Origin of the sequence: Myxococcus eversor, from assembly GCF_010894455.1 — a bacterium.
GTDB lineage: Bacteria > Myxococcota > Myxococcia > Myxococcales > Myxococcaceae > Myxococcus > Myxococcus eversor.
This window is the reverse complement of record NZ_JAAIXY010000005.1, coordinates 400,439-421,558: the sequence shown is the minus strand read 5'-3', so window position 1 is coordinate 421,558 and position 21,120 is coordinate 400,439. Positions and strand designations below refer to the sequence as shown.

The 21,120-nt window shown below is 68.5% G+C and carries 17 protein-coding genes; 13 read left to right on the top strand and 4 right to left on the bottom strand.

What is annotated here, in order from left to right:
• Positions 1-7: 7 nt before the first annotated feature.
• A complete protein-coding gene (locus tag G4D83_RS13085; RefSeq protein WP_163865055.1) occupies positions 8-1,633 on the bottom strand; it encodes a serine/threonine protein kinase in 1,626 nt (541 codons plus the stop codon).
• Positions 1,634-1,861: 228 nt separating this feature from the next.
• On the opposite strand from G4D83_RS13085, the gene G4D83_RS13080 reads away from it, so the two are divergent.
• Positions 1,862-4,951 (top strand): S8 family serine peptidase, encoded by a 3,090-nt coding sequence (locus G4D83_RS13080; RefSeq protein ID WP_163865054.1) that lies wholly within the window; start codon positions 1,862-1,864, stop codon positions 4,949-4,951.
• Between the two features lie 158 nt (positions 4,952-5,109).
• The gene (locus G4D83_RS13075) at positions 5,110-6,264 is read left to right on the top strand and encodes an alkaline phosphatase PhoX (RefSeq protein ID WP_163865053.1); all 1,155 of its coding nucleotides are present in this window, start codon (positions 5,110-5,112) and stop codon (positions 6,262-6,264) included.
• 64 nt (positions 6,265-6,328) lie between these two features.
• Here G4D83_RS13075 and G4D83_RS13070 read toward each other — a convergent pair whose 3' ends face one another.
• The gene (locus tag G4D83_RS13070) at positions 6,329-6,991 is read right to left on the bottom strand and encodes a hypothetical protein (protein WP_163865052.1); all 663 of its coding nucleotides are present in this window, start codon (positions 6,989-6,991) and stop codon (positions 6,329-6,331) included.
• 433 nt (positions 6,992-7,424) lie between these two features.
• Between G4D83_RS13070 and G4D83_RS13065 the strand changes: the two genes are divergently transcribed.
• The 3 genes from G4D83_RS13065 to G4D83_RS13055 all read left to right on the top strand — a co-directional run bounded on the left by G4D83_RS13065 (position 7,425) and on the right by G4D83_RS13055 (position 10,775).
• Positions 7,425-9,143: a B12-binding domain-containing radical SAM protein gene (locus tag G4D83_RS13065; RefSeq protein ID WP_163865051.1), complete on the top strand. Its 1,719-nt coding sequence runs from the start codon at positions 7,425-7,427 to the stop codon at positions 9,141-9,143.
• 74 nt (positions 9,144-9,217) lie between these two features.
• The gene (gene folD / locus G4D83_RS13060; protein ID WP_163865050.1) at positions 9,218-10,105 is read left to right on the top strand and encodes a bifunctional methylenetetrahydrofolate dehydrogenase/methenyltetrahydrofolate cyclohydrolase FolD; all 888 of its coding nucleotides are present in this window, start codon (positions 9,218-9,220) and stop codon (positions 10,103-10,105) included.
• Positions 10,106-10,220: 115 nt separating this feature from the next.
• Positions 10,221-10,775 carry a hypothetical protein gene (locus tag G4D83_RS13055; RefSeq protein ID WP_163865049.1) on the top strand — a complete coding sequence of 185 codons (555 nt, stop codon included), beginning with the start codon at positions 10,221-10,223 and terminating at the stop codon, positions 10,773-10,775.
• A gap of 17 nt (positions 10,776-10,792) precedes the next feature.
• Here the strand turns inward: G4D83_RS13055 and G4D83_RS13050 are convergent, their stop codons facing one another.
• Positions 10,793-11,800, bottom strand: coding sequence for a zinc-binding alcohol dehydrogenase family protein (locus G4D83_RS13050; RefSeq protein ID WP_163865048.1), 1,008 nt, complete (start codon positions 11,798-11,800; stop codon positions 10,793-10,795).
• A gap of 268 nt (positions 11,801-12,068) precedes the next feature.
• On the opposite strand from G4D83_RS13050, the gene G4D83_RS13045 reads away from it, so the two are divergent.
• Complete coding sequence (locus G4D83_RS13045) at positions 12,069-12,485, top strand: peptidase inhibitor family I36 protein (protein ID WP_163865047.1); 417 nt, start codon at positions 12,069-12,071, stop codon at positions 12,483-12,485.
• Here G4D83_RS13045 and G4D83_RS13040 read toward each other — a convergent pair.
• A complete protein-coding gene (locus G4D83_RS13040) occupies positions 12,479-12,868 on the bottom strand; it encodes a hypothetical protein (protein ID WP_163865046.1) in 390 nt (129 codons plus the stop codon). The two genes, G4D83_RS13045 and G4D83_RS13040, sit on opposite strands and share 7 nt — an antisense overlap.
• A gap of 381 nt (positions 12,869-13,249) precedes the next feature.
• Here G4D83_RS13040 and G4D83_RS13035 point away from each other — a divergent pair, with 381 nt between their 5' ends.
• The 7 genes from G4D83_RS13035 to G4D83_RS13005 are packed head-to-tail and all read left to right on the top strand — an operon-like array spanning position 13,250 to position 21,083.
• Entirely contained in the window at positions 13,250-14,092 is an 843-nt protein-coding gene (locus G4D83_RS13035) for an enoyl-CoA hydratase-related protein (RefSeq protein ID WP_163865045.1), read from the top strand.
• Entirely contained in the window at positions 14,089-14,775 is a 687-nt protein-coding gene (locus G4D83_RS13030) for a TetR/AcrR family transcriptional regulator (protein ID WP_163865044.1), read from the top strand. Before G4D83_RS13035 ends, G4D83_RS13030 begins: the two co-directional genes overlap by 4 nt.
• A complete protein-coding gene (locus tag G4D83_RS13025; protein WP_163865043.1) occupies positions 14,772-15,599 on the top strand; it encodes an SDR family oxidoreductase in 828 nt (275 codons plus the stop codon). Before G4D83_RS13030 ends, G4D83_RS13025 begins: the two co-directional genes overlap by 4 nt.
• Before the next feature lie 49 nt (positions 15,600-15,648).
• On the top strand, positions 15,649-17,487 hold the full coding sequence (locus G4D83_RS13020; RefSeq protein ID WP_163865042.1) for an AMP-dependent synthetase/ligase: 1,839 nt from the start codon (positions 15,649-15,651) through the stop codon (positions 17,485-17,487).
• Between the two features lie 32 nt (positions 17,488-17,519).
• The gene (locus G4D83_RS13015; RefSeq protein ID WP_163865041.1) at positions 17,520-18,659 is read left to right on the top strand and encodes an acyl-CoA dehydrogenase family protein; all 1,140 of its coding nucleotides are present in this window, start codon (positions 17,520-17,522) and stop codon (positions 18,657-18,659) included.
• A gap of 29 nt (positions 18,660-18,688) precedes the next feature.
• Positions 18,689-19,837, top strand: a complete 1,149-nt coding sequence (locus tag G4D83_RS13010; protein ID WP_163865040.1) for an acyl-CoA dehydrogenase family protein — start codon at positions 18,689-18,691, stop codon at positions 19,835-19,837.
• 34 nt (positions 19,838-19,871) lie between these two features.
• Positions 19,872-21,083: an acetyl-CoA C-acetyltransferase gene (locus tag G4D83_RS13005; protein WP_163865039.1), complete on the top strand. Its 1,212-nt coding sequence runs from the start codon at positions 19,872-19,874 to the stop codon at positions 21,081-21,083.
• Positions 21,084-21,120: the final 37 nt, after the last annotated feature.

The window sequence follows — 21,120 nt, the reverse complement described above, 5'->3', positions numbered from 1 at the left end:
GCGGGAGTCACTGCTCACCCAATGCGCGCAATTCGTCGTAGCGCTTGACCAGCGTCGCGACCGTTGCGTGCATCGGGTGGTTCATGGGGGCCGCCGCGAGAAATTGCCTGAAATGCCCGATTGCCGCCTGCCGCATGTGGAGTCGATCGTAGGCGATTCCACTCAGCACATGACAGTCGGCATCATCAGGTGCCGTCCTCAAGCACTGGGCGGTGACAACCAACGCACCCCGGTTCTCGTTGTGATTGAGCAGGGCCCTGGCCTGGCGAACCATCTCACTCACAGGAGTAGGGGAAACAGCGGCGTCGGAGGCGACCGGGGAGTCGCCGGGTGCTCGCTCCGTCTTCGAGTCGGCTTTCGTGTCTCGTGTCACCACGAGCGTGTCTTGAACGTTCTTTCCGTTCTCATCCCGCAGAAACGCATAGGCGCCCAAACCCAATCCCACCGCCAGCATCACGACCAGGGCGAACCCCAGGAACGAACTCGAGGACTTGCTCCGTGGCTCGGGGACCACCACCGCGGGCAACACCTTGCGCTTCGTCCGCTGTGGCAACGACTTCGGCGCCCCGTCCTCGCTCAAGCCCTCTTCCTTCGCCAACCGAGGCGGTGTCGAAGGTGGCGCTGGCGGCGGCTGCCGCCACAGGGTCAGCTCATCGAGGAATGAGGCGGGCACGGACAACTCCCGTCCCTCTTGCGCCACGTCTTCGCGGAACAATGACCGCGTCAGATAGGCCAGGTTCATCGCCGAGAACCGTGGCGCATACGAATACAGGAACCCCGCCAGCGCATCCCCAAAGGCATTCGCGGAGTCGAAACGCCCCGAGACGTCCACTGACAATGCCTTCATGACCAGCGCGTCGAGTTCCTCCGGAAGCTCCGGGAACACCGCCCGGGGCGAGGGGAACTCGCCGTGCGCCATGCGCATCAGCACCGCGGCCTGGGTGCCCGTCACCGGCACCTGGCCACAGAGCATCTCGTACAGCACCAGTCCCGTGGCCCAGACATCCGTGCGCGCATCCACCTCCAGCCCCCGGGCCTGCTCCGGGGAGAAGAACATGTACTTCCCCTTCACCACCCCGGGCTCCGTCTGGAAGTTGCGAACCAGGCGGGCCTTGGCGATGCCGAAGTCGACAATCTTCACCTGGCCCTCGTAGCTGATGAGGACATTGTCGGGGGAGATGTCGCGATGGACGATGCCCAGGGGTTTGCCCTTGTCGTCCGTCCGCGTATGCGCGTAGTGCAGACCTCGGCACATCTCCAGGGCGACGTACGTCGCGAGGGGGATGGGCAACCGTGGCAGTCCCGTCCTCACCGCGCGCTTCATGATGTGGTGCAGCGGTTGGCCGTCCACCAACTCCATCGCCAGATAGTACTGACCCTCCACGCGGCCGAAGTCGAGGACCTGCGCGATGTTGCCGTGGGACAACGTGGCGGAGATGCGCGCTTCGTTGATGAACATCGACACGAAGGCTTCGTCCGCCACGAACTCCGGAAGCACCTTCTTGATGAGGACGGCCTTCGTCACACCAGCGTCGCCCGTCCACCGGGCTCGCCACGTCTCCGCCATTCCACCCCGACCAAGCCAGGACACCAGCTCGTATCGGCCAAACCTGTCGCCGGGTTGCAAGGCCATGTCAGTCCGAAGCCTACCGCATATTCCTGGGAGGCAGAATTTCCGGGGACGTCCTCGTGCCCATCCGGAACCGCGGCCCTTCTGAGCGCCGAGAATTGGAGTGCCCATCAACCAGCGCGCCGCCAGCGACCGTAAGAGGCATCGGAACTCGAAGTCTTCCGAAATCGCTGTCATCCCCAGGAAACGCCTGTGCACTCATCCCGTTTTTTGTACTGCCTTCAAGCCTGCTTGTTCCTGGTCCTCTGGGCCAACTGCGGAGAACCGCCCGCTCCGGACCCAAGGCCCGCGCCCGCGCTCCAGTCCTCCTCGAAGCTGGAGGAGCCCCGGGCGGCCCTCCCGCGTTTCGTCCCGGGCCGGGTCATCGTGAAGTTCCGGCCGGCCGCCCAGGGCAAGGCCTCCACCGTCAGCGCGCCCATGACCCTCAATGGCCTGACGTTCCAGCAGGCGGACGTGCTTCCCGTGGGCGCGGAGATCTGGACCCTCTCTTCCACGGAATCGCTGACGAACAAATCCGTGGACGAACAGGAGGCCCTTACCCTGGCCGCCGTGGAGGCACTGCGCCTGCGCTCCGACGTCGAGTACGCGCACGAAGACCTCTACCTGCACTACTTCTCCGTACCGACCGACCCCTACTACAGCTTGCAATGGCACTACCCCGCCATCCACCTGCCCGAGGCGTGGCAGACCGTCACCGGCAACGTGAAGATCGCCGTCCTGGACTCCGGGAAGCTCGCGCACCCGGACCTCGCGGACCGGTGGGGCGTGGGTCATGACTTCGGCTACGAAACACCGGGAGCCTCGGACGCGGACCCGACGTCGGATGGCCGGTGGCACCACGGCCTGCATGTCGCCGGAATCCTCGGCGCGAAGTGGGACACCTACGGCGTCGCGGGCGTCTGCAAGGACTGCACGCTGTTGCCCGTGAAGGTCTCCTCGACGGACGACGCGCCCATCCTGAGCAACGTGGGCCGAGCCATCGACTGGTCCGTCCAGAACGGCGCCAGGGTCATCAACATGAGCTTCGGCACGGGGGCGCCCCATGTGGCGAGCTGCCTCGACTACCCGTCGATTCAGCAGGCCATCACCAACGCCATCAACGCCGGAGTCGTGGTGGTCGCCGCCGCGGGCAATGACAGCCGGGACCCGGGCGTGGTCGTCCCCGCCTCCTGCCATGGGGTCATCGCCGTGGCCGCGACGATGCCAAACGGGCAACTGGCGCCGTACAGCAACAGGGGCCCGTCGGTGACGCTCACCGCGCCAGGTGGCGGCCCGGAGTTCTTCGGCGATGGGCTGGCCTGCAATGACCTCACCCCCATGGCGCCGTACAACGGGACGGGCGGAAGCGTCTCCGCGTGGGCCGTGTCCAAGCCCGGCCCCACGGTGTTCGGTCAGGACTTCTGCCACCGCTACCTGTCCGGCACCTCGCTGGCCGCGCCGCATGTCGCCGGCGTCGCCGCGCTCCTCATGACCCAGCGTCCCCATTGGACCTCGGCCCAAATCACCCAACGGCTCCTCCAGGCCGTCATCACCGTCCCGGGCTGCGTGCCCGGAACCTGCGGCGCCGGCATGCTGGATGCCTCCAAGGCCGTCATCACCGCCCTGCACCTCCCCGCCCCCACGTGCGGCCCGGGCGCGGGCCCGGGGACCTTCAGCTGCGCCAGCACCCTGGCCTCGGGCGGAGTCAGCCCCTACCACCAGACCTGGTCCTCCCTCGCGAACGCCACCCTCACCGCATCCTCGGAGCTTTCCGCGCAAGGCACCTGCACGGCGGGCACCGACGCCACGCTGAGGCTCGCCGTCGTCGACGACGAGGGAAGCGGCCTGTCTCGCGACCTCACCTTCCGATGCCCCGGCCCGGCGCATGACGCGAGCTTCTGGTTCCAGGAGGTCCTCACCTTCATGCAGGCGGACAGGGTCTACAGCGTCAGCGTGACGATGCGGAACACGGGCACGGAGCCCTGGACGGCCGCCTCGGGCTTCAGGCTCCAGTCCATCGCCCCCGCGGGCAACACGGCCTTCTGGGGAACGGACCGCGTGGAGCTGGCGCCCGGCGAGAGCATCGCGCCCCAGACGAACAAGACGTTCCTGTTCACCGTCACCACGCCGTACGCGCTGGGCACCTACCCCTTCCGGTGGCAGATGATGAAGGAGGGACACGGCCTGTTCGGCGCGCCCACGCCCGAGCGACAGATCGACGTCACGGTGCCCATCCGCGACTCGGTCTTCGTCCGGCAGTCCGTCCCCACCACGGTGGTGGTCGGAAGCACGTTCCAGGCGACCTTCACGATGAAGAACACGGGCAGCGACACCTGGACGCTGGCCCATTTCTATCGGCTCGGCTCCCAGCCCGTGGCGAGCAGCACGTGGGGGCGGCAGCGCATCTACCTCAACCCGACGGACTCGGCGGCTCGCGGTCAGGAGCTGACCTTCTCCGACACGCTCACCGCGCCCACCACGCCCGGCGTCTACACCATGTCCTGGCGGATGGTTCAGGACACCTTCGAACAGCCGGTCTACTTCGGCGCGTTCACCGAACCCGTCACCATCACCGTCACGCTCCCTCCGCGCGACGCCGCCTTCGTCCGGCAGTCCGGCCCCACCACGGTGATGGGGGGCAACGCCTTCACCTACCACGTGACGATGCGGAACACGGGCACCCAGGCCTGGCGCGCGGACACCGGCTTCTCCCTGCGCAACCTGTCCTCCGCGTGGAGCAGCTCGAACGGAGCGCTCGCCCCCGGAGAAGAAGTCGCGCCGGGCGCGGAGAAGACCTTCTCCGTCACCGTCAACGCGCCCCTCACCTCGGGCCCCCAGGCGCTCCAGTGGCGCATGTGGCAGACCCAGACCGGGGCCTTCGGCCAGGCCACGCAGAGCACGACGGTCCAGGTCATCCCCAGGGCCCACGCGACCTTCGTGAGCCAGACGGTGCCCACGCGCGTGGAGCCGGGACAGAGCTTCCCCGTCACCCTTCGAATGAGGAACTCGGGTGACACGACGTGGGGAGAACTCCCGGGCGTCCAGCTCGCGCCACTGCCCGAGTTCCGGGGCAACAACTGGGGCCACGCGTCCATCCCCCTGGAGCTGGGGGACCGCGTCAAACCCGGCGCCGAGCGGACCTTCAGCTTCACCGCCACCGCGCCCACCACCCAGGGCCCGCATGCCTTCCAGTGGCGGATGCGGGTGCGAGTCGACGCGACAACGGCCATCGACTTCGGTGAGGCCTCGTCCCTGGTGAACATCCTCGTGGCGGACCGCTGCTACTGCCCGCCAGGGGAACTCTGCCCGGACGTCGACTGCACGCCGCCGGTGGAGATGTAGCCCCGAGCCCGAAGAACTCCGCCGCGCGCGTCCTGTCGTCCAGGGGCGCGCGCGGTGTCGTGTCCCCGGGTGGACAGGCCCCCGCCCTCGGAGCGCGATGGGCGCGGGGCGTCACACGAACCAGTCTCCAGGGCTTGTCCACGCACTGGAGCACGCCCATGCAGCGCAGGAACTTCCTTCGACTCACCGCGATGAGCAGCGGACTGCTCGTCCTGGGGCCCGGCTTCTGGCGCGAGGCCTATGCGGCCCCTTCCCGACCGGGACCCGGCCCCTATGGTGCCCTCTCGGGAACGCCGGATGCGCATGGCCTGCGACTGCCCGCGGGCTTCACCTCTCGCGTCGTCGCGCGCACGAATGAGGTCGTCCCTGGCACGAGCTACTCCTGGCACGGGAGCCCCGATGGCGGCACGTGCTTCGCCACGGGCGACGGCGGATGGGTCTACACGTCCAACAGCGAGTTGCCCCTCCTCGGCGGGGCCTCCGCGCTGCGCTTCGATGGTGGAGGCGGCGTGGTGGGCGCCTATCGCATCCTCGGCGGAACCATCGCCAACTGCGCGGGAGGGCCGACGCCGTGGGGCACGTGGCTGTCCTGTGAGGAATGGGACGGCGGACATGTGTGGGAGTGCAATCCGATGAGTCCCTCGCAGGGCGTGCGTCGCGCCGCGCTGGGCACCTACGCCCACGAGGCCGTCGCGGTGGACCCGGCGGGACGACGGCTGTACCTGACGGAGGACCGCCCCCACGGGCGCTTCTACCGCTTCACGCCGGCCCAGTGGCCTTCACTCGCCTCGGGCACGCTCGAGGCCGCGCGACTGTCAGGCAATGCGCTGGAGGGCACCGCGAGCTTCAGCTGGGTGAAGGTCTCCGCGTCGAGCCCCGCCTGGCTCCAGCCCGCGCGGTTCGTGACCACCGCGTTCGATGGCGGAGAGGGCTGCTGGTACGACAGCGGCACCGTCTACTTCACCACCAAGGGCGACAACCGCGTCTGGGCCCACACGCCGGCCACCGGCCGGGTGGAGATCCTCTACGACGACGACCTCTTCCCGGACTCGCCCCTGCACGGCGTGGACAACGTCACCGTGTCGCGCTCGGGAGACCTCTACGTGGCCGAGGACGGAGGAGACCTCCAGCTCTGCCTCATCACCCCGCGGCCGGAGCGGGTTGTCTCACCGTTCCTCCAACTCGAAGGCCATGCGGGCTCGGAGCTCACCGGCCCCGCGTTCAGTCCAGACGGGCACCGGCTGTACTTCAGCTCACAGCGCGGAACGGACGGCCAGGGCGTCACCTTCGAGGTGAGCGGTCCCTTCCGCTGAAACAACCACGCCCCCGCGCGGCGCAATCACACCTCGCCGCGCGGGGCCCATCACAGCGGGTTTCTCAGGGCGAGTAGTAGAACGCCGAGCCCCAGAAGAAGCCTGACTTCCCGCTGGGCGCCGTGCCGAGATAGCAGTTGGCGCCGTCGAACCAGCCCGCCTCACACGCGTTGTTCGGGCCGCGCGTCACGTAGTAGTTGTTGTTGTGCATGAAGGGTGAGCCGTCCCCCGCCGGCAGCGCGGCCACGTAGCAGTTGGCGCCATCGAAGGTCGCGTCGACCGTGCTCCCGTTGAAGACGACATCGGCCGGGCACGCGTCACCGGCCACCGACACCACGAAGCTGGAGGAGCAGACCGTCTGGCCCAGGGTGTTGGTGACACTCAGGTTGACGGTCGAATTGCGGCCCGGGAGCGCGCCGGGGGCCATGATGAAGCTCAGATACATCGTCGTCGCGGAGCCGATGAAGCCCTTCGTGCCATTGCTCCAGGACACGCCCGGCGCGGCGCTGAACGCCAGGTTGATGAGCCCCGCGCTGCCGGAGAAGGACGCGGTGATGATGTACGTCCCGTAGGCCAGCCCCGAGACATTGATGGTGTCGGAGAACGGCGCGCCAGGGTTCACGGTGGTGTTGGTCGGCCAGCTCGTACACTGGGCATCCGCGCGGCCCGGAGAAGCGACGACGAGCGCCATGGCGACGGCCGCCGCACACAGCCAACCGCGAGACATACCGATACGAGAAGAAGATGTCGAAGACGAGATGCGCATGCAGCCCCCTGATGAGTGAGAACCGCACTTTGCTGTGATTGAAGGTCTACACACAAGCCTGAATGCGAATCATTTACATCCATCTCACCTCCCACTGTGACATCTCTCGCTACAAGTCTGGCATCCGCGTCAGGAACGATGAGAAAACGGGCTGTCTTTGTAGCGCCCGTTGCTACAGCCGTGGCGAGCCTGTCAGACATGGCGCTTCCCGCCGCATCGAAGTGAAGGCATCCGCGATACGCGTCCGGAAGCCGCCGGATGCCGAAGGCGCCGTGGACACAGCCGGCCCCGGCGCCGCTCGGACGCCCGCCCGGTGGGGGGGTCACCATTCCCGCGCCGACGGAGGCCCGAATCGTCTACTGTGCCCCTTCTCGGAAAGGTCGGTGCTTGTCGCATGGGTGGTGGTCGTGAGCTCTCGCCAGTTCTCCTCGTGGGCGCCGGTACGGGCGAGGCCACGTGCGGCATCCTCTACCTGGCGAGCTACCTGCGGCGTGGCGGCATCGAGGCCTTCGTGCGGCTGTACGACGGCGACGAGACGGAAGCGGAGGTGGTTCGCTCGTTCGAGAAACTCGTCGCCCGCGTCCGGCCGCGCCTCGTGGGCATCAGCCTCAAGTGGTTCCACCACGTGGACCGCGCGCTGCTCATCGCCCGGACGCTGCGGCGGATAGACCCCGGGATTCGCATCGTCGTGGGCGGCAACTCCGCGTCGTACTGGTGGAGGGAGCTGCACGCGTTCGACTTCATCGACCACATCGTGCTGGGTGACGGCGAGGTGCCGCTGCTGGCCATCTGCCGAGGCGAGGAGTCCCCGCCCAACTGCGTGTCGCGCTCGCCCTCCGGCGCCTCCCGGCGACTGCCGCTGTCCTACATCCAGGGCGCCACCAACACCGAGGACATCTACTACTCCCACTTCAACGACCTGTTCCTGAGCCAGTTGGACCGCAACTCGTTCTCCGGCTGGGTGGCTCCGGGCAAGGGGTGTGGCGAGAACTGCCTCTATTGCGGAGGGGCCCGGGGCAACCAGAAGGCGGCCTTCGGGCGCGCGAAGCCGTTCCTGCGCTCGGAGCAGAGCGTGCGGAGGGACCACCAGGAGATCGCCGGACAGACGTGGCAGATGCGCTACGACTTCGCCGGAAGCACCGCGGAGTTCCTGGGGAGCACCTGGGCGGGCGTGGACCTCTCGAAGCACTGCTGCACGTACTTCCTGTGGGGCGTGCCGCGCCTGGAGCTCGTCGCCGAGCTGGCCCGGACGTTCAAGCGCGTCTACATGGTCATCGACATCGGCTGCTTCTCGGAGGAGCAGCGCCTGGACCAGATGGGCAAGGGCCTGCTCAAGCCCTGCGCCAGGGACAGCGAGCTGCTCGAGGTCATCGACGCCTGTCGCCGCCATCCGAACCTGGACATGGAGATCTCCGGCATCGGCGGCCTGCCGTTCACGAGCACGGCCCGGCTGGCGGAGGAGCTGCGCCTGGTGGAGCGCGTCATCAGCCTGGACTGCGTGGTGGGCTATCAGCGGCTCGAAGCGCAGCCCGGCGCCCTGGTCACCGAGCACCCCGCCCGCTTCGACATGGTGAGCGAGGCGAAGACGTTCAAGGAGTTCGTCGACTACTTCGAGCAGCGTGAGCCCGGCGACGTGTCGGTGCCGATGATTCGCTTCCGCGACGCGGCGCTCGAGGCGGCCGTGCAGCGCAACTCCGACCAGGTGGATGCGCTCGCCTGGAAGCACCGGGACACCCGGCGCGGCGTCACTGTCGATGGCCGCACGCGGCTGTTGAACACCGCGCCGTCGACCCGGCGATTCACGCTGGGGGAGTGGCTGGGCCACCACCGGGCCCCGGCGAAGGTGGCCCAGGAGCCCGTGACGGTCCTCCGCTCGGTCGACGGCATCACCCTGACGTGCGCGCCCACGGTCAGCCCTCGCAAGTTCTCCGACCCGACGCTGGTGCAGGGGCAGGACGGAGCCATCCTCCTCGCCGCCCTGGCCGCCTTCGAGCGACCCGCGACGGTCTCCAGCGCCGTGAGCCAGTTGGGGACGAAGGCGCGGTTGGATCCACACTCCGCGCGCGAAGTGATTGACCACCTGGTGGACGGCCGCTTCCTCCAGCCGGCGTAGCGTCAGTCTCCAGGGGTCGACAGCCCGGCCAGAAAGGGCGCGGCAACGCCGGGAATCTGGCGTATGGAGCCCCCATGGCGCGGAACATCGATGGAACCGAACTCAGCCGGGTGATGCGGGCCGAGATGGCTCAACAGGTGGCGGAGCTTCAAGCCGCCGGAGTCACGCCAGGGCTCTCCGTGGTGCTGGTGGGCAACAACCCCGCGAGCCAGGCCTATGTCGCGAGCAAGACACGCGCCTGCGAGGCCCTGGGGATGAAGGGCCAGACGCTGAACCTGCCCGAGGACGTGTCCAAGGAAGAGCTGTTCGCCGTCATCGACCGGCTGAACTCGGACGACACGGTCCACGGCATCCTCGTCCAGCTCCCCCTCCCCGCGCACCTTCCCTACAAAGCCGTCCTGGAGCACATCCACCCGGACAAGGACGTGGATGGCTTCCATCCGCAGAACGCCGGGCTCGCCTTCGTGGGGGACCCGCGCGCCTTCATCCCCTGCACCCCCGCGGGCATCCTGGAGATGCTGCGCCGGGAGAACATCCCGACGCGGGGCAAGCACGTGGTCATCGTGGGGCGCAGCCTCATCGTCAGCAAGCCGCTGGCCTCGCTGCTGATGGCCCCCGGCCCGGACGCCACCGTCACCATCACCCACCGACACACCCCCGACCTCGCCTCGTTCACCCGGCAGGCCGACATCCTCATCGTCGCGGTGGGCAAGCAGAACCTCATCACCGCGGACATGGTGAAGCCCGGCGTGGTGGTCATCGACGTGGGCCAGAACCGCGTCGAAGACCCCGGCTCCGCGCGCGGCTTCAAGATGGTGGGCGACGTGGACTTCGACGCCGTCAGCCAGGTCGCCGAGGCCATCACCCCCGTGCCCGGGGGCGTCGGCCCGATGACCATCACCATGCTGCTCGCCAACACCCTCCAGGCCGCCCGGGCCCGCGTGACGCGCGGTCAGCCGTAGAGGGGGCATGGCCTCCGGGTGAATATCTCCCTGGGCCTTTCGTCGGGAAGCGCACAAAGCTCGCTCGCTGGCACACCAGGCCGGCCTGTGCCTCCCCGTGAACGTCCCCCACATCATGAAGAACCCTGTCCTCGCCACTGTCGGGCTGTGCCTCTGGCTTGCTGCTCCTGGCACCGTCCTCGCCGCGCCCCGCGCCTTCGACTTCTCATCCCGTGCGCCGTCCACGCGAGTGATGGAGTCCCGGACCTTCTTCGGCCAAGGCCGCATGGCGGAGGGCAACCGCCTTCGCGCCCTCTCCGTCGATGGCCATGCGGCGACCAGCGACAGCATCCCCACCCACATCTGGCTGGTGCCCTTGATTCTCACCGGCGTGGGGCTCACCGCCGGCATCGCCGTCTGCGCGGGCTACGACAAGGGCGGCGAGGGCTGTGGAACCAGCCTCCTGACGGGCATCATGCTGGGGCTGTCACTTGGGGCGGGCTATCTCAGACTCGTCACTGGCTCTGATTGGGATTGGGAGGACGACGAGGACGGGGCATGGCAGGCCCGGTCGTCCAGCAAGGCTCGACTCGCATCCTCCCGCTCCCGGCCCGGCATCCCCCTGGGGCTCATGCCTTCACTGGGTATCGTCAATGACAGAGCGGTGCTCGGGCTCGGGGCGCATTTCTGACGTCCGAGCCCGACGGCTCAGAAGCCTTCCAGCACCAGCTTGCCCTTGGCCTTGTGTGACTCCAGGAGCTGGTGGGCGCGCCGCAGGTTCGCGGCGTCGATGCGGCCGAAGTGCTCGCCCACCGTGGTCTTCAGCGTGCCCGCGTCCACCAGCTTTGACACCCGCTCCAGCATGTCGTGCTGCGCCTGCATGTCCGGGGTGCCAAACATCGAGCGGGTGAACATCAGCTCCCAGTGAAGCGACGCGCTCTTGCGCTTCAGCTCGCGCACGTCGATGGGGCCCGGGTCGTCGATGATGCCGAGCCGGCCCTGCGGCGCCAGCGCCTCCACCAACTGCGCGTAGTGCCGGTCCGTGTGCGTCAGGCTGGCGATGAACTCCACCTGCGGCACGCCGATGCGCTTGAGCTCCTGCGTCAGCGGCTGCTGGTGGTCGATGACGTGATGCGCCCCCCGCTCGCGAACCCAGTCCTGCGTCTCCGGGCGCGAGGCCGTGCCAATCACCGTCAGCCCCGTGAGCCGCCGCGCGAGCTGCACCAGGATGGAACCCACGCCACCCGCCGCGCCCACCACGAGCAACGCGCCGGCCCCCTTCCCCTCCGGCACCTGGAGCCGGTCGAAGAGCAGCTCCCACGCGGTGACGGCCGTCAGTGGCAACGCCGCCGCATCGGCGAAGCCCAGCGACGTCGGCATGTGGCCCACGATTCGCTCGTCCACCACGTGAAGCTCGCTGTCGGTGCCGGGCCGGGTGATGGTGCCCGCGTACCAGACGCGCTCCCCGGGCTTGAAGAGCTTCACCCCGGACCCCACCGCGCGCACCACTCCCGCCGCATCCCAGCCCAGCACCTTCACCTCCCCGGCGGGCGGTGACGCGCTCGCGCGCACCTTCACGTCCACCGGGTTGACGGAGATGGCGCGCACCTCCACCAGCAAATCCCTCTCACCCGGGACAGGGTCTGGCAGCTCCACGTCGAGCAGCGCGTTGGGGTCCGACGCGGGGAGAGGCTGGCGATATCCGACGGCTCGCATGAGGGGCTCCTGAAGGCTTGTCGAACAATTCAACATCATTGAACGCACGGCGTCCGCGACAAACCCAGTCAGAACTCGCGCGGACAGCCTTCGCGTCCAATCAAAGACACTCCTTCCAGGGGCATGGAACTTCTCCTGACATGCGAACGCAAACAGTCCGCCAGCGGATAGACGTCCCTTGGGGAATCCGTCTCCAGGGCACCCTGCCCGTCGCAATGCCACCATTTCCACGCAGCCCACCCCCGGGTTGCACAGAGGAGACACCCACATGAATTGGCACACGTTTGGTCGGAATCCCCGTCGCTTCATCCGCTCTGGTCTGCTGGGCCTGGGCTCCTTGGCGTTGCTCGGACTTTCGGCGGCGACGGTGCTGCTGACTCCCGCCCCGGCCTCGGCCGAGGAGACCTCTCCGTGTCCCTGGTCGGGCGTCCTCTGCCTGTTCGACGGACCTGGCTACACGGGCGCCGTCTGGAATGTCATGGCCTGGCCACCGGGTGGCTCGGGGACGTGCGTAGGGTTGCCCGAGCACGGCTGGGAGGACCGGGCCGTCTCCGCCATCAACACGAATGACGAGGCCGCGGCGCTGTACCCCGACGAGGACTGCCAGGGCTATCCCCAGATTGTCGGCCCGAACGAGCAGGTGAGCCCACTGGACTTCGCTCCCAAGAGCGTCTGGGTCTACTGACGTACCAGGTCCGCCGCGAGCCACACCTTCGGCTCGCGGCGCACCGGGCCCGCGTGGTGCCAGGGAGTTTTCACGAACAGCCCGATGCGGCTACTGCTGCTCGGTGCACTCGACGACGCGTTGGCCTGCTCCTCCCGCTCGATGGACATCAGCTCCTCTTCGATGTCCTCGCGGGCGCCCGCAGCGCACGTCCCCGCCTCCCACTCTTCGAACCACTCGCCGCACGTGACGACCGTCGTGTTCCAGGGAAGCGCACAGACCACCCAGCACGGCGTGGTGGACAGACAGCGTTCATCACAATCGCGAGGAAGCGCCGACGCGGACGTCGGGGACAGCGCCAGCGCGGCGACACCCACGAGCAGCGATTTCGAGAAGAGCTTCATGAGGGGGCTCCACGACAACGGGGTGAACGGGCCGCGTATCGCGACCCGCGTCCCGGACTATCGAGCGTGAGCATTGAAACACCAACAAGCAGTGAGCCCGGGTCGACCCATACACCCGGATGATGCCACTGCCGGCTCACACCTCTCGCATAGACAGACGCCCCACGTGCCTCCTCCCCTGTTGCAAGTCTTCAGAGAGAGTGCATTGGCCCCAGCCCGGCCCTAGGCTCGAGCCCACGTGGACCCTCTTCGCACCGCAAGGACAGCTTCCGGATGACGCATCACGTCGAAAGGCACGCAGGACTTCGCAGGCCCCTTGTTGTTGACACCCCGCCAACAAGTTCCCATCATCCCCCTCACAGGACCCATGAGGCCCCAGCCATGAGCTACCAACACATCCGGTTCTCGGTCGCGGATCGGATCGCCACCCTCGAGCTGAACCGACCTGAATCGCGCAACGGCTTCACGGTGACGATGGCGGACGAGCTGGCGGACGCGCTGTCCCAGGCGGACGCGAACGAGGCCGTGCGCGTCGTCATCCTCACGGGGGCCGGCAAGGACTTCTGCGTGGGAGCGGACCTGAGCGGGCTGTCGTTCGAGGTCGCCAACAGCGCCCCGCCGGGGCCCGACTGGGTGGAGCCGGCGACGCGGGTGACGCGCCAGCTGTTCGCGCTGCGCAAGCCGGTCATCGCCGCGGTGAGGGGCGCCGCGGTGGGCGTGGGCTCCACCATGTTGCTGCCGGCGGACTTCCGCCTGGCCTCCAAGGACAGCCGCTTCGGCTTCGTGTTCAGCCGCCGGGGCATCTATCCGGAGGCGGGCTCCAGCTGGTTTCTGCCCCGGCTGGTGGGCATGGGTCGCGCGCTCGACTGGATGGTGAGCGGCCGCCTCATCCCCGCCGAGGAGGCGCTGAGCGCGGGGCTGGTGCGCTCGCTGCATGAGCCCGACGCGGTGCTGGACGCCGCGTACACGCTGGCGCGAGAGCTGGTGGAGACCACCGCCCCGGTGTCCGTGGCCGTCATCCGTCAGTCCCTCTATCGCATGAGCGCCCTGCCCTCTCCCGAGCAGGCCTTCGCGCTGGACAGCCAGCTCATCGCGACGCTGGGCCAGAGCCCGGACGCCGTGGAGGGTGTCATGGCCTTCCTCCAGAAGCGGCCGCCGTCCTTCGCGCGCACCGTGGAGCAAGACCTGCCCGCGTTCCTGCCCTGGCGGGAGCGTGAGTCATGAGCCCCGCGCCCGCGCCTCGTTGGAAGCGCCTGGAACCGGATGCGCGCAGGGAGCAGATCCTCGAGTGCGCGATGCGCCTGTTCGGCGAGCGCCCCTACGCCCAGGTCTCCACCACGGACATCGCCAAGGAAGCCGGCGTCGCCCGGGGGCTGCTCAACCACTACTTCGGGCAGAAGCGGGACCTCTACCTGAAGGTCGTGAAGAGGATGCTGCTCATGCCCGGCCTCGAAGAGAAAGTCAGCCCGACGGGAACCCTGCGCCAACGCGTGGAGCGCAGCGTCGAGTGGTACCTCGACACGGTGGCGACGCACGGAAAGACGTACGTCGCCGTCACCGGCGCGGGCAGCATCGCGGACCCGGAAGTCGAACGCATCATCTCCGCGGCGGACGACGTGGCCGCGGCGAAGACGCTCGAGTTCCTCGGCATGAAGGTGGAGGTCGGCAGCGACGCCCGGCACCGCGCGATGATGCGCTCCTACGCCGGCATGGTGAAGGCCACCATCCGCGAATGGATTCGCGGGGGCACCCTCTCCCGCGAGGAGGCGCACCTGCTCCTGAGCGAGGCGCTCATCACCATCGTCCAGGACGTCCTCCCCCAACTCACTCCACCCCAAGGTCGCGCCGAGCGGGGTGACGCGCCCGCCGTCAAGCAGGGAGCGCCGCGCGAAAAGGACGAAGGATGACCTCGAAGCCACTCGCGGGACGCACGCTGCTGATGTCCGGAGGAAGCCGTGGAATCGGGCTGGCCATCGGCATCGCCGCGGGCCGGCTGGGAGCCAATGTCGTGCTCCTGGCGAAGACCGACACGCCGGACCCTCGGCTGCCGGGCACCGTGCACACGGCCGCGGACGAGATTCGCGCCGCGGGTGGCCACGCGCTCGCCATTGTCGGCGACGTGCGAGAGGAGGCCGACGTGCAGCGCGCCGTGGACGAAGCCGTGGCGCGCTTCGGCGGCATCGACTTCTGCGTGAACAACGCGAGCGCGCTGGCGCCCCTGAAGACAGACGAGCTGCCGCTCAAGCGGTTCGATTTGATGCAGCAGATCCAGGTCCGGGGCACGTTCCTCCTGACGCGCACCGCGCTGCCGCACCTGCGCCGCTCTCCGCACCCGCACATCCTCTCGCTGTCGCCCCCCATCAACCTGGCGCCGCACTGGCTGGGCAAACACCCGGCATACACCATGGCCAAGTACGGCATGACGCTGCTCACGCTCGGCTGGGCGGCGGAGTTCGCGGAAGCCGGCATCGCCGCCAATGCGCTCTGGCCCAAGACGCTCATCGCCACCGCCGCCGTGAAGAACCTGCTCGGGGGAGACGCGTCCATGCAGCGGGCCCGCGCGCCGGAAATCATGGCGGACGCGGCCGTGGCCATCCTCCAGCGCCGGCCCCGGGACTGCACCGGGCACACGTTCATCGACGAGGACGTCCTGCGCGCCGAAGGCATCCATGACTTCAGCCGCTACGGCGGCGGCCCCGACGTGATGTTGGACCTGTACGTCGACCCCTGAAGTGAAAGCCCGCTGAGAGTCGTTGGCCATCACAGTGCTGGAGGTGCCCATGGGTACGTCGCTCGCAGACCTGGAGGCGCAGTGCCAATCCCTGGCGAACAAGCTCACCCTGCCGCTGCTCCTCAAGCGCAACGCGGAGGAGTACGCGGACGCCCCCGCGCTCAGCGCTGGTGACTCGACGCACACGTGGGTCCAGCTTCGCGCGCGCACCGCCGCGCTGTCTCGCGGCCTGGGCGCGCTCGGCCTCCAGCGCGGCGAGCGGATGATGATCATGATGTCGAGCCGGCCGGAGCACTGGCTCATCGACTATGCCGCCGTGCACCTGGGCGCCATCCCCTGTACCGCGTACCAGACGCTGAGCACCGAGCAGGTAGGCTACGTCGCCCAACACAGCGCGGCCACCGTCGTGGTGCTGGAGGGCGCGGAGGAGGTGGCCCGCTGGCGGCCCATCCTCAAGGCGCTCTTCTCCCTCAAGCGCATCATCGTCGTCGACGCGGCGGCGGTTCCCGCGGGGGACTCGCGCTACGTCTCCTTCGCGCAGGTGGAGGCGGACGGAGGAAAGCTGCACCAGGAGTCCCCGGACGTCTTCGAGGAGGGCTGGAAGAGCATCCGCCCCGAGGACCCCATCGCGATGATGTACACCTCCGGCACCACCGGAGACCCCAAGGGCGTGGTGCTCAGCCACCGCAACGCCTTCTATGAGGCCATCGCCGTGGACGCCGCGGTGCCCACGCCGAACCAGGTGCCGTCCATCGCCTACCTGCCGCTGGCGCACATCGCGGAGCGTGAGCTGGGCCTGTACCGCCTGCTCTACAAGGCGATGCACGTGCACATCTGCGCGGACCCCGCGGGCGTGGTGCCGCTGATGGCCAAGGTGCGGCCTCCTGCCTTCTTCGGCGTGCCGCGCGTCTGGGAGAAGCTGGCCGGCGGCCTCAAGGCGAAGATCTCCAGCCTGGAGGCCCCCCGGCGCGACGCCATCCTCGCCGCGCACGCCACGGCGCTGGAGGCTTTCCGGTTGGAGGGCTCCGGCAAGAGCGTGCCGGCGGAGCTGGCCCAGAAGGTCGCCGCGGTGGAGGAGATGATTCTCAAGCCCCTGCGCGCGACGCTGGGCCTGGACGCGCTGACGTGGGCGAGCAGCGGCTCGGCGCCCATCCCCGTGGAGGTGCTGGAGTACCTGGGCGGCTTCGGCATCAAGGTGCTGGAGGTCTGGGGGATGAGTGAAACGACGGGCTGCGCCACCATCAACACGCCCACGGAGTTCCGCGTGGGCGCGGTGGGCCGGCCCATCCCCGGCCTCCAGCTCCGGCTGGCGGCGGACGGTGAAATCTTCGTGCGCGGGCCCGTGCTGTTCCTGGGCTACCTGGGCGCGGACGGCAGGATTGAGAGCCCGGTGGACGCGGACGGCTGGCTCGCCACGGGCGACATCGGCACCGTGGACGACGAGGGCTACCTCACCATCACCGACCGCAAGAAGGAGCTCATCATCACCTCGAGCGGGAAGAACATCGCCCCGTCCCGCATCGAGGGAATGCTGCGCGCCCACCCGCTCGTCGGACAGGCCATCGCGATTGGCGACGGCTGGCCGTTCGTGACGGCGCTCATCTGCCTGGACGCGGACGTCGCCCCCGCGTGGGCCAAGGCGCGCGGGCTGCCGCCCCAGTCGCTCCTGGAGCTCACGCGCGAGCCGGCGGTCCGCTCCGAGCTGGAAGCGCTCGTGGCCTCCATCAACGCGCGGCTCTCCCGCGCCGAGCAGATCAAGCGCTTCGAGGTCGTCACGGAGACGTGGTCTCCCGCGACGGGCGAGCTCACCCCGACGCTCAAGCTCAAGCGCCGCGTGATTCTCAAGCAGTACGAGGAGCGCATCGCCTCGTTCTACGAGAACGCCTGACCTCCCCCCCGCCTCCTCCCTCACGAGTCCCCATGCATCCGAGAACTCCGGAGCAAGCGTCCTTCGCTGCCTCCATCGACGCGTTCTGTCGCGCCAAGACGGGCACCCGCGCGCAGCGCGACGCGCTGACCCAGCACGGCGTCGAGGCCCACAACCCCCGGCTCTATGCCGAGATGGCCGAGCTGGGCTGGCTCGGCGTGGGCATCTCTCCGAAGTACGGCGGCTCCGACGGAGGCATGGCGGAGATGTGCCTGTTCGCCGAGCGCACCTCCTACGGGCTCGCTCCGGTGGGCGGATACATCACCACGGCCGTCGCCGCGAGCCCCTACGCGAAGTTCGGCAGCGAGGCACAGAAGCAGAAGGTCCTCACCGGCATCACCCGGGGCCGCGTGGAGGCCATCTCCATCTCGGAGCCCGACGCGGGCTCGGACGCCGCCGCGATTACCTGCCGCGCGACGCGCACGAGCGGAGGCTTCCTCGTCAACGGCCAGAAGACGTGGTGCTCCAACGCGCACTTCGCCGACCACCTGCTGCTCGTCGCGCGCACCCAGTCCTCGGGCTCCCGGCACGAGGGGCTCACCATGTTCTGCGTCCCCACGGGCACGCCGGGCGTGGAGATTCGCGGCATCCCCACGCTCAACGGCAAGGAGGTCAACGACGTCTTCTTCACCGACTGCTTCCTGCCGGAGAACTCCGTCGTGGGCAAGGTGGACCAGGCCTGGCCGCAGCTCATGTCGGGGCTCAACAGCGAGCGGCTCCTGCTCGCCGCGTCCATGCTGGGCCGGGGCCGGCGCGCGTTCGACGACGCCGTGGCGTACGTGAAGGAGCGCAAGCAGTTCGGCAAGCCCATCGGCTCCTTCCAGGCGCTCAAGCACCGCATCGCGGACCTGGCCACGGAGCTGGAGTGCTGCGAGCTGCTCATCTACCGCGTGGCACAACTGGCGGATGAAGCGCCCGACCGGATGCTCCCCCGCGAGGCGTCCATGGCCAAGCTGAAGACGACGGAGACCGCCAAGCGCGTGGCGCTCGAGGGGGTTCAGATGATGGGCGGCTACGGCTACGCGACCGAATACGACATGGAGTCGCACCTGCGCGCCACGGTCATCTCCACCGTCTACGGCGGCACCAGCGAAATCCAGCGCGACATCATCGGCAAGACGTTCGGACTGTAAGAGCGACTCACGACGGAGCGAGACAGACAATGACGGCACGTCCTCGATGGAGCTCTGACGAGCTCGAGCAGGTGCGTGGCCTCGCGGCCACCTACTTCACCAAGGAAGTCCTCCCCAACGTCCCCAAGCACGTGGCCCAGGGCCACCCGGACAAGGCGCTCTACCGCCGGGCAGGCGAGCTGGGCCTCTTGTGCATGTCCATTCCGGAGGCATACGGCGGAGGCGGCGGCACCTTCGCCCATGAGGCGATACTCAGCGAGGAGCAGGTGCGGGCCGGAGACCCGACCATGGGCTTCGCCGTGCACTGCTCCATCGTCGCGCACTACGTGCTCGCGTACGCGTCCGAGGCGCAGAAGCACAAGTGGCTGCCCAAGCTCGCCAGCGGCGAGTGGGTGGGCGCCATCGCCATGACGGAGCCCGGCGCCGGTTCGGACTTGCAGGCCATCTCCACCCGCGCCGAGCGTGACGGAGACTTCTACCGGGTGAGCGGCTCCAAGACGTTCATCTCCAACGGCCGGGTGTGCGACTTCCTCATCATCGCGGTGCGCACCAGCGACATGAAGGGCCACGCGGGCATCTCCCTCGTGTGCGCGGAGGTCTCCGACACCACGCCCGGCTTCGATCGGGGCCGCATCCTCGAGAAGCTCGGAGGCCATGGCCAGGACACCACGGAGTTGTTCTTCGATGACCTGCGCGTACCCGCCGTCAACCTGCTCGGAGGCGAGGAGGGCAAGGGCTTCGCGCAGCTCATGTCCCAGCTCCCCCAGGAGCGGCTGAGCACCGCCATCCTCGCGCAGGCGAGCATCGACCGGGCCGTGGACCTCACCGTCGAGTACACCAAGCAGCGCCAGGTGTTCGGCAAGCCACTTTTCGCTCTGCAGAACACGCGCTTCGAGCTGGCGGAATGCGCGACGTTGCGGAGGGTGGGCCGGGCGTTCCTCGACGAGTGCATCGAGCGCCACCTCGCGGGCGAGCTGGACGTGGCATCCGCGGCCATGGCCAAGTACTGGCTCACGGACCAGGCGTGTATCGTCGCGGACCGTTGCCTCCAGCTTTTCGGAGGGTATGGGTACATGAAGGAATACCCCATCGCCCACCTGTTCGCGGATACTCGCGTCATGCGCATCTTCGCCGGCGCCAACGAGGTCATGAAAGAGCTCGTCGCCCGTTCGCTGTAGCCCACTCCCACACCAAATCCCAAGGAGGCTCCCGGTGAGCCAGGAAGCATTCATCTTCGACGCGGTTCGTACTCCTCGCGGCAAGGGCAAGAAAGGCGCGCTGCACGGCACCAAGCCCCTGTCGCTGCTCGTCGGGCTGGTGGACGCGCTCAAGAAGCGTCACCCGAACCTGGACCCCAAGCGCATCGACGACGTGGTGCTGGGCATCGTCTCTCCCGTGGGAGACCAGGGCGCGGACATCGCCCGCACGCTGGTGCTCGCGGCGGGCCTGCCGGAGACGGTGGGCGGCGTGCAGCTCAACCGCTTCTGTGCCTCCGGCCTGACGGCGGTGAACATGGCCGCGCAGCAGGTGCGCTCCGGCTGGGAGCAGCTGGTCATCGCGGGCGGCGTGGAGAGCATGTCGCGCGTGCCCATGGGCTCCGACGGCGGCGCCTGGGCCATGGACCCCGCCACCAACTACGACACGTACTTCGTGCCGCAGGGCATCTCCGCGGACCTCATCGCGACGATGGAGGGCTTCACCCGCGAGGACGTGGACCGCTACGCCGCGCAGTCGCAGGAGCGCGCCGCGAAGGCCTGGGCCGGCGGCTACTTCAAGAACTCCGTCATCCCCGTCACGGACCAGAACGGCCTCACCATCCTGGACCGCGACGAGCACATGCGGCCGGAGTCCACGGTGGCCTCGCTGGGCCAGCTCAACGCGTCCTTCGTCGGCATCGGTGAGATGGGCGGCTTCGACGCGGTGGCGCTCCAGAAGTACCACGCGGTGGAGCGCATCGAGCACGTGCACACCCCGGGCAACTCCTCCGGCATCGTCGATGGCGCCGCGCTGGTGCTCATCGGCTCGGAGAAGGTGGGCAAGGAGCTGGGCCTGACGCCGCGCGCGCGCATCGCCTCCGTGGCGACGTCCGGCGCGGACCCGACCATCATGCTCACCGGCCCCCTGCCGGCCACGCGCAAGCTGCTCGACCTGGCGGGCCTGTCCGTGAAGGACATCGACCTGTTCGAGCTCAACGAGGCGTTCGCCTCCGTGGTGCTCAAGTACCAGAAGGACCTGGGCATCCCGAGCGACAAGCTCAACGTCAACGGCGGCTCCATCGCCATGGGCCACCCGCTGGGCGCCACGGGCGCGATGATCCTCGGCACCATGGTGGACGAGCTGGAGCGCCGCAAGGCGCGCCGCGCGGTCATCACCCTGTGCGTCGGCGGTGGCATGGGCGTGGCCACCCTCATCGAGCGCGTCTGAACCCCTTTGACCCACCTTTCGACAAGATTCGAGCGAA